Below are 7,071 nucleotides of genomic sequence, written 5' to 3' on the forward strand. Positions count from 1 at the left end.
GCTGCTGAGCACGGCGACCCGCTCCAGGACACGCGGGGCCGCGACCGGAACAGGGGACCGGTCGCGGCCCCGCGCACCTGTTTCCGCGCCGCTGCTCCCGCACCGCACACCGCCGCCCCACCTCGGAGCGGCGATCGGCGCACACCACGCGGGGCTCGCCCACCCTCCGGTCTTGTTGCTGATAGCGTCTACTTGCAAGCGATGTGCAATAACGTTCGGAGGGGAACAAGCGCATGGCCATCTACTCGTTGCCGGAACTCCCGTACGACTACTCCTCACTCGAGCCGGTGATCAGCGGTGAGATCATCGAGCTGCACCACGACAAGCACCACGCGGCCTACGTGAAGGGCGCGAACGACACCCTGGAGCAGCTGGCCGAGGCCCGCGACAAGGACGCCTGGGGCTCCATCAACGGCCTGGAGAAGAACCTGGCCTTCCACCTCTCCGGGCACATCCTGCACTCGATCTACTGGCAGAACATGACCGGTGACGGCGGCGGCGAGCCGCTGGAGACGGACGGCACGGGTGAACTGGCGGACGCCATCGCCGAGTCGTTCGGCTCCTTCGCCAAGTTCAAGGCGCAGCTCTCCAAGGCGTCCGCCACCACCCAGGGCTCGGGCTGGGGCGTGCTCGCCTACGAGCCGGTCAGCGGCCGGCTGATCGTCGAGCAGGTGTACGACCACCAGGGCAACGTGGGCCAGGGCTCGGTGCCGATCCTGGTGTTCGACGCCTGGGAGCACGCCTTCTACCTCCAGTACCGGAACCAGAAGGTCGACTTCGTCGAGGCAATGTGGCGGGTCGTCAACTGGCAGGACGTCGCGGCACGTTACACGGCCGCCAAGGAGCGCGCGAACAACCTGCTGCTGGCGCCCTGAGCGTCACCGCGAACCTCCTGCCCTCGTGATCGTCTTCTCACCGCTCACCGGGCAGGGGAGCTGGGAGGAAGGGCCCCGCCGGGAGGACGTGACTCCCGACGGGGCCCTTCTGCGTGGCGCGCCCGCGCCGCACCGAGCGCGGCACCGCCACCGGGCCCGGGTCGGGCCCGGACGCGGTCAGCTGAAGTCCGGGTCGGCGTCCCTGGTGCGCTTGATCTCGAAGAAGCCGGGGGTGGATGCCACCAGCAGCGTGCCGTCCCACAGCCGGCCGGCGGCCTCCCCCTTCGGGGCGGGCGTCACCACGGGGCCGAAGAAGGCGATCTGCTCGCCGTCGGCGCCGGGCACCGCGATGACCGGCGTGCCGACGTCCTGGCCGACCAGCTCGATGCCCTCGCGGTGCGAGGTGCGCAGTGCCTCGTCGTGATCGGTGCTCTCCATCGCGTCGACCAGCGAGACGTCGAGGTCCGCGGCGGCCAGGGCGGCGCGGATGGTCTCCCGGTCGAGCGGCTGGCCCTGCGGGTGCGCGCGGGTGCCCAGCTCGGTGTAGAGGCGGCCGAGCACCTCGCGGCCGTACTTCTCCTCGGCGGCAACGCACACCCGCACCGGCCCCCAGGCGGTCCGCAGCATCTCGCGGTACCCCTCCGGGAGCTCGTCGAGCTTGTCCTCGTTGAGCACCGCGAGGCTCATCACGTGCCAGCGGACCTCGACGGGCCGGACCTTCTCCACCTCCAGCATCCAGCGCGAGGTCATCCACGCCCAGGGGCACAGGGGGTCGAACCAGAAGTCGGCCGGAGTCTTTTCGGGCACGGGCTCTCCTCGAAACGCACGGGACAGATGAGTACGGAGCCGGGAACGCCTCACCGGCGCGGAACATTCCCCACTGCCCGGGCTGCGAGCGCCATGACATGCTGACCCCCGGTGTTCGATATGCGAGACGAGTGATGAGGGAGTCGGCTGTGCCCGGAGACAACCTGACCCGTGACGAGGCCCGGGAGCGGGCCCGGCTGCTCGTCGTCGACGGGTACGAGGTGGCGCTCGACGTCCGCTCAGCGGTCGCGCCCCCGCCGGCCGAGGGGCCGCGCACCTTCCGCTCGACGACCACCATCCGGTTCCGCTGCCTCGTCCCCGGCACGCCGGTCTTCGTCGACCTCGTCGCCCCGCACGTGCACTCGGTGACGCTCAACGGCGAGTCGCTGAACGTGGAGAAGGTCTTCGACGGCACCCGCATCCAGCTCGACTCCCCCGCCGCCGACAACGAGCTGGTCGTCGACGCCCGCTGCGCCTACAGCCGCACCGGGGAGGGCCTGCACCACTTCGTCGACCCGGAGGACGGGGAGACCTACCTCTACACGCAGTACGAACCCGCCGACGCGCGCCGGGTGTTCGCCTGTTTCGAGCAGCCCGACCTCAAGGCGCCGTTCGACGTGCGCGTCACCGCGCCCGCCCACTGGACGGTGCTCAGCAACGGCACCCGGGCCGGCGAACCCGAACAGCTCGCCGACGGCGCCGGCGTGTGGCGGTTCGCACGCACCCTGCCGATCTCCACGTACATCACCGCCGTCGTCGCCGGTCCCTACCACCACGTCGAGGACGTCTACCGGCGCACGCTCGCCGACGGCACGGAACTGGAGATCCCGCTCGGCGCGCTCTGCCGCAAGGGGCTGGCCCGGCACTTCGACCCCGACGACATCTTCCTCGTCACCAAGCAGGGCCTGGACTTCTTCCACGACCACTTCGACTACCCGTACCCCTTCGGCAAGTACGACCAGGCCTTCGTGCCGGAGTACAACATCGGAGCGATGGAGAACCCGGGGTGCGTCACCTTCCGGGAGGAGTTCGTCTTCCGCGGCCGGGTCACCGAGGCGTCCTACGAGGGCCGGGCCAACGTCATCCTCCACGAGATGGCCCACATGTGGTTCGGTGACCTGGTCACCATGGAGTGGTGGGACGACCTGTGGCTCAAGGAGTCCTTCGCCGACTTCATGGGGGCGCTGTCGCTCGTGGAGGCGACCCGGTTCAGCAACGGCTGGGTGACGTTCGCCAACCGCCGCAAGGCGTGGGCCTACCGGGCCGACCAGCTGCCGTCCACCCATCCGGTCACCGCGGACATCCACGACCTGGAGGACGCCAAGCTCAACTTCGACGGCATCACCTACGCCAAGGGCGCCTCGGTGCTCAAGCAACTGGTGGCGTACGTCGGCCGGGACGCCTTCCTGGAGGGCGCCCGGCGATACTTCAAGCGGCACGCCTTCGGCAACACCCGGCTCGGCGACCTGCTCTCGGTGCTGGCGGAGACCTCCGGGCGGGACATGGCCCGGTGGTCGGAGGCCTGGTTGCAGACGGCCGGCGTCAACACCCTCACCCCGCGGCTGACCTGCGGTGCCGACGGCCGGGTCACCGAGCTGGCGGTGCTCCAGGAGGCGCCGGCCGCGCACCCCGTGCTGCGCCCGCACCGCGTCGCCGTCGGCCTGTACCGGCGCACCCCCGACGGCACGCTGGCCCGCTACGCGCGCGCCGAGGTGGACGTCGCCGGAGCCCGCACCGACGTGGACGAGCTGGTCGGTGCCGAACGGCCCGAGCTGGTGCTCGTCAACGACGAGGACCTGACCTACTGCAAGACCCGGCTCGACGACGTCTCGCTCGCCACCCTGCGCGAGGACCTCGGCGCGCTCGACGACCCGCTGGCGCGGGCGCTGTGCTGGTCGGCGCTGTGGAACCTCACCCGGGACGGGCTGATGCCCGCCCGGGAGTTCCTCACCCTGCTGCTGCGCTTCGCCGACCGGGAGAGCGACATCGGTGTGCTCCAGATGCTGCACGCCTGGTCGCTCGCCGCCCTCACCCACTACACCGCGCCGGAGCACCGCGACGCCGCCGGCCGGCAGCTCGCCGACGGCGCGCTCGGGCTGCTGCGCCAGGCGCCGCCCGGCAGCGGCCACCAGCTGGCCTGGGCCCGGTTCTTCGCCTCGGTGGCGAGCAGCGGCGAGCACCTCCAGCTGCTGCGGGACCTGCTGGCCGGTTCCGTCGGGATCGACGGCCTCGACGTCGACCAGGAACTGCGCTGGCTGTTCCTGGGCACTCTGGCCGCCGAGGGCCTGGCCGACGAGCAGGTGCTCCGTGCCGAACTGGCCAGTGACGACACCGCGTCCGGACGCCGCCACCACGTGAGGTGTCTGGCGGCGCGGCCGTCCGCGGCGGTCAAGGCCCAGGCGTGGGCGGCGGTGGTGGAGTCGGACCGGTTGTCGAACGCGCTGGTCGAGGCGACCATCTCGGGCTTCGTCCAGCCGGGTCAGCGGGAGCTCCAGGCGCCCTACACGGAGAAGTACTTCGCCGCGATCGAGCGGCTGTGGGCCGAGCGGTCCATCGAGATCGGCATGGCCGTGGTGCGCGGGCTGTTCCCGGCACTGCAGAGCAGCCCGGAGACCCTGGCCGCCGCAGACGACTGGCTGGCCGACCACCCCACGGCGGCGCCCTCGCTGCGGCGGCTGGTGCTGGAGGCCAGGGACGACCTGGACCGCGCGCTGCGGGCCCAGCGGTGCGACGCCGCGAGCTGCTGATCGGCACTCGAACGTCCGTACTTTAGGGCGGCCTTGTCCGGTTTTGTCGACGAACTCGTAACAGCGGTCATCGGCGGGGCGGAGCGCGGGGATTGTCGGATCATGACTCAGAACACCCCGCTCTCCCCCCGCCCCCTCAGCGTCACCGTCGAGACCTGCCCGCAGGTGGTGAGCACCCGCAAGCTGCGTGGACAGGGCGTGACCGCGGCCGTGGTGCAGGAGCGCTGCCGTCCCGGAGGCCCCTGGCAGATGCCGCTGCCGGGGGTCTGCCTGCTGCGGTCCGGTCCGGCGACCAGCGAGGAGCGGCTGCACGCGGTGCTGTTGTGGGCGGACCGAGGACCGCTGCCCGCCCAGGGCGGCCCCGGCATGATCACCGGGCTGGCCGCGCTCGCCCTCCACCACTTCACGTCCGCTCCCCCGCTGCCCGCGCAGGAGCACATCGACCTGCTGGTGCCGCGCACCCGCCGGCTGCGCTCCACCGGGTGGGCGCGGGTGGTGCGCAGCCAGTCCGTGCCGCGCCCGGAGATCGTCACCGGTCTGCCGGTGGCGCCGGTGGCCCGGGCACTGGCCGACGCGGTCGGCCGGATCACCGACCCGGTCCTGGTGCGGCGACTGCTCACCGAGGCGGTGCGCGGCGGGCACTGCGAGGCGCAGACCGTGGTGCGGGAGCTGGGCCGGGCCCGGCTGCTGTCCCGCCCGCACGTGGTGACGACGGTCGCCGGCCTGCTGGAGGAGGGCCGGGCGATGGCCGAGGGCCGGCTCTACGACCTGGTCCGCGCCCACCACCTGCCGCAGCCGTGCTGGCACGTCGACCTGCGGCTGCCCACGGGGCCCCACCTCGGGGGCGTCGACGCGTACTGGCCAGAACACGGCGTCGCCCTGGAGCTGGACTCGCGCGGACTGCACGGGGACGGCACGGACGCCGGGGCCCACTGGGCGGAGTGCGTGCGGAAGCGGGAGACCCTGGAGCGACTCGGGGTGACCGTCGTCCACGTCACGCCCGAGAAGCTGCGGGACAGCCTGGAGCAGCAGGCCGCGGTGGTCCGCACCGCTCTGATGACGTGGGACGAGCGCGGCCCGGCGGCGCGCCTGGTCGTGCTGCCGCAGTGAGCCGCGCATTCGGGGACGCACCTCGGGAGGCAGCCGCGTGCGCGGGCGCCACGTGCGGGACGGCGTCGGGCCGGGCTCAGGGGCGGCGCAGGACCAGTTCGGTGTTGCGGTCGCCGGGCGCGCCGGCCAGCGTGGTGCGGGCGCCGGGCGCGTTGTGGGCCAACTCGCGGTAGAGGGCGGCCAGCCCGGTCTGCGACAGGTCCGCGAAGTCGGTGCGGGACGGTGCCGCCGACTCGACGAGCGTGGTGAACAGCGACAGGGTTCCGTCGCGGTTGTCGGTGACCTCGATGATCCGGGCGAGCTGCGGGAAGTCGATGTGCGAGGCGGTGGAGATCTCCCAGAACGTCTCGCGCGGTGAGATCGCGTTGCGGTGGCTGTGCCCGTTGATCCAGGCCAGCACCTGCGGATGACGCTGGAGCAGCGCCACCAGTTCGGTACCGCCCTCGGGTGTGCTGCTGCTGGTGTGGTGGCTGAAGACCAGCACCCGGTCGTCGCGGTGCCGCCTCAGTTCGCCCTCCAGCCACCGCAGTTGAGCCGCTCCGATGGTGCCCTTGTAGTGGCCGCCGCGCCGGGTGGTGTCCAGGCTGATGCCCACCACGTCGTCGCTGATCCGGAAGGAGTAGTAGAGGCGGTCCTCGGTGAGGTTGGCGTCGGAGTACCCGTGTCCGAGCGGTCCGGCCCCCTCGTGGGCCGGGTCGAGGTGGGCCCGCAGGTAGTCCGCCCGGGAGAGCGGCGCCCTGGCCGGGTCGGGGGTGACCGGCCGCGTCTTGCGGGCCTGGGCGGCCAGCATGTCGAGGTACGCCCGCCCCTGGGGGTCGCGGCCCTGCTTGACGGCCTGCCACAGCGTGGCGGCCTGCGACTGCGGCAGCTCCATCAGCTTGCGGTCGCCCACGGCGATCTCCGCGAACCGGCCGTCGGTCGCCGCGTAGCAACCACCCGGCAGGCTGTCGTGGTTGCCGACCGTGGAGTACCACGGCACTCTCAGGCCGGGGCTGTTGACCTGGCCCAGGGCGGCGGTGAGGAAACCGTCCAGCTCGGGGAAGCCCAGCTTCTTGTCGCTGTCGCGCAGTGGGTCGTCCGGGTGCCAGTACAACGGCAGACCCGAGTTCTGCACCCCCTCGTAGCGGCCGGGGTCCCCCGTGTTCGGTGTGACCCGGCCGCCGCTCATCACGGTCATGAACCAGTCCAGCTCGGCCCGGCAGTTGTTGTCGGTGTTGTCGCCGGTGGTCATCACGAAGCCGAGGGGCGCACCCGTGGCCGGGCCGCCGCGCAGCGCGTTGACCCGTTCGATCAGCGAGACCGTGCCGTGCACCGACAGGGCCTCCTGGGGCCGCCAGGCGCTGGTGGTCTGCGCCCGCAGGTACTCGTACCGCAGCGGGTGCTGCACGTCGACCACGTGCAGGTCGGTGAACTGGACGAACGAGGCGAGCACCGTGCGCCGGTCGGCGCGGCCCGAGGTCGGCTCGGCCAGTTCCGAGCGCAGCACGCGGGCCCAGCCGGGGCCCTCTGCGAGCCGCCGGTAGCCGCGACCG

5 protein-coding genes are annotated in these 7,071 nt (G+C 72.1%); 3 read left to right on the forward strand and 2 right to left on the reverse strand.

Annotation, left to right across the window (positions count from 1 at the left end; genetic code table 11):
* Positions 1–233: 233 nt before the first annotated feature.
* Positions 234–875 carry a superoxide dismutase gene (locus tag ACYVE9_RS11430; protein ID WP_461027677.1) on the forward strand — a complete coding sequence of 214 codons (642 nt, stop codon included), beginning with the start codon at positions 234–236 and terminating at the stop codon, positions 873–875.
* A gap of 177 nt (positions 876–1,052) precedes the next feature.
* Here ACYVE9_RS11430 and ACYVE9_RS11435 read toward each other — a convergent pair whose 3' ends face one another.
* The gene (locus ACYVE9_RS11435) at positions 1,053–1,682 is read right to left on the reverse strand and encodes a DsbA family protein (protein WP_461027678.1); all 630 of its coding nucleotides are present in this window, start codon (positions 1,680–1,682) and stop codon (positions 1,053–1,055) included.
* Between the two features lie 149 nt (positions 1,683–1,831).
* On the opposite strand from ACYVE9_RS11435, the gene pepN reads away from it, so the two are divergent.
* A complete protein-coding gene (pepN, locus tag ACYVE9_RS11440; protein WP_461027679.1) occupies positions 1,832–4,429 on the forward strand; it encodes an aminopeptidase N in 2,598 nt (865 codons plus the stop codon).
* Between the two features lie 102 nt (positions 4,430–4,531).
* Positions 4,532–5,539, forward strand: a complete 1,008-nt coding sequence (locus tag ACYVE9_RS11445) for a hypothetical protein (RefSeq protein ID WP_461027680.1) — start codon at positions 4,532–4,534, stop codon at positions 5,537–5,539.
* A gap of 76 nt (positions 5,540–5,615) precedes the next feature.
* Here the strand turns inward: ACYVE9_RS11445 and ACYVE9_RS11450 are convergent.
* Positions 5,616–7,071: TIGR03767 family metallophosphoesterase (locus tag ACYVE9_RS11450; protein ID WP_461027681.1), on the reverse strand; the 1,456-nt coding region annotated here is incomplete at its 5' end.

Source organism: Streptomyces sparsus (genome assembly GCF_054776295.1).